The organism is Oleiphilus sp. HI0128 (genome assembly GCF_001635365.1).
In genome coordinates, this window is sequence record NZ_LWGG01001090.1 from 1 (window position 1) to 1779 (window position 1779).

At 46.8% G+C, this 1779-nt stretch carries 1 protein-coding gene; it reads left to right on the plus strand.

Annotated elements, in window-relative coordinates; translation table 11 throughout:
* Positions 1-1779, plus strand: a 1779-nt coding sequence (locus tag A3763_RS18560) for an insulinase family protein (protein WP_197482968.1), incomplete at both ends; no start/stop codon positions are given.

Sequence of the window (1779 nt, forward strand, 5' to 3'; positions counted from 1 at the left end):
TCTGACCTTTGGCGATATTCCAGCTTATGAGCACCATTGTCACTTTCAGGGTTACGCTTTATCCAGATTCTCTAAAGAAGATCACCGAATCAGAATCAACGATGAGCAACGCTATTGTGCACCGATTCGGATTCAGGAAAATTACCCCGTTGAAAAAGATGAGCCGACCGAACATAAGACGCACATTGTTGTCTCATGGTTGTTAGGTTACAGCTTTGATTTGGAACAAAACCTCGAAGCACATCTATTGGCTGATGTGTTGTTTGAGAACAGTGCTGCACCATTGCAGCGAGCATTAGAGGCTTCAAAGCTAGGGCATGCGCCATCACCCTTGTGTGGTTTGGAAGACTCTAACCGAGAAATGGCTTTTGCGTGTGGTTTAGAGGGAAGTGAACCGGGTAAAGAGGAAGAGCTAGAAGCAGAAATCTTCGCTGTGTTAGAGAAAGTTGCCCAAGAAGGTGTTGCTAAAGAACGTTTGGATGCGGTATTGCATCAGCTTGAGTTAAGTCAGCGAGAAATTGCGGGAGACAGTTACCCTTACGGTTTGCAGTTGATACTCGGCGCATTGCCTTCGATGTTGCACGGTGGCGACCCGGTCGCATTGCTAGACCTTGAGCCGGTGATTGAAAAGTTAAGAGAGCGCGTTAAAGACCCTGAATATTTCAAATCTTTGGTGAAAAAGCACTTATTGGATAACTCACACCGAGTCACTTTATCTCTTCGTCCGGATACTTCTTACGATGAGGTCAGAACAGCTCTGCTAACGAAGCAACTAGCTGAAATTAAGCAGAATCTGAACGAGGAAGAGAAGCAAAAGGTCATAGATCAGGCGGAAGCCTTGAAGCAGCGTCAGATCATGAAAGATGATGAATCGATCTTGCCTAAGGTTGGCATTCCAGACGTGCCCCTGCATTTACACTTCCCCAAAGGCGAACCAGCCAAAGTTTCGGATAATATTACTTGTTACCACCAAGGCACAAATGGCTTGGTCTATCAGCAGATTATTATTGATATGCCTGAGCTTAGCGAAGACTTGCAAGCACTCTTGCCGATTTATACTGCCGTGGTTACCGCTCTAGGTGCGGGCGAGAGCAGTTACCTGGAAATGCAGAATAAGCAGTCTGCTTTAACTGGTGGCCTGGGAGCGTACAGCTCCGTTAAGGGCGAAATTGACGACGTTCAAGATATCAAAGGAGTATTGGTATTTTCAGGGAAGGCGCTTAGTCGAAACTACGTCGCTTTGACAGAGATGCTTAAGGAAACGCTCGACAACGTTCGTTTCGATGAGCATGAACGTCTTCGCGAACTGGTGGCTCAGATGCGAGCGCGTCGTGAGCAAGGTGTAACCAGTAGCGGTCATGCCTTGGCGATGGGAGTTGCCTCTAGCAGAATGAGCCCTGGCTCGTACCTCGCTTATCAGCTAGGGGGAATGCAAGGCATTAAAGCCTTGAAGGCTTTAGATGAATCGCTATCAACTGAAAGTGGCGATATCGATAGTAAAGCCTTATCCAGCTTGGCTGAAGGTTTGGAAAGTATTCATAAGGCAGTTTTAGCACAGCCTCGTCAGTTCTTACTGGTCTCGGAGTCGGAAGTCTCTGATGAAATTGCAGGCTTTATTCATCAGTCCTATAAAGACTTTGAACCTGCTGCGAATAGTCATTTTTCTTTAACAGAGAGACGTGAAACCGTAAAAGAAGCTTGGCTAACGTCCACGCAAGTCAACTTCTGTGCCAAGGCTTATCCTACTGTCGCTGTCGGTCATGATGATGCACCAGCCTT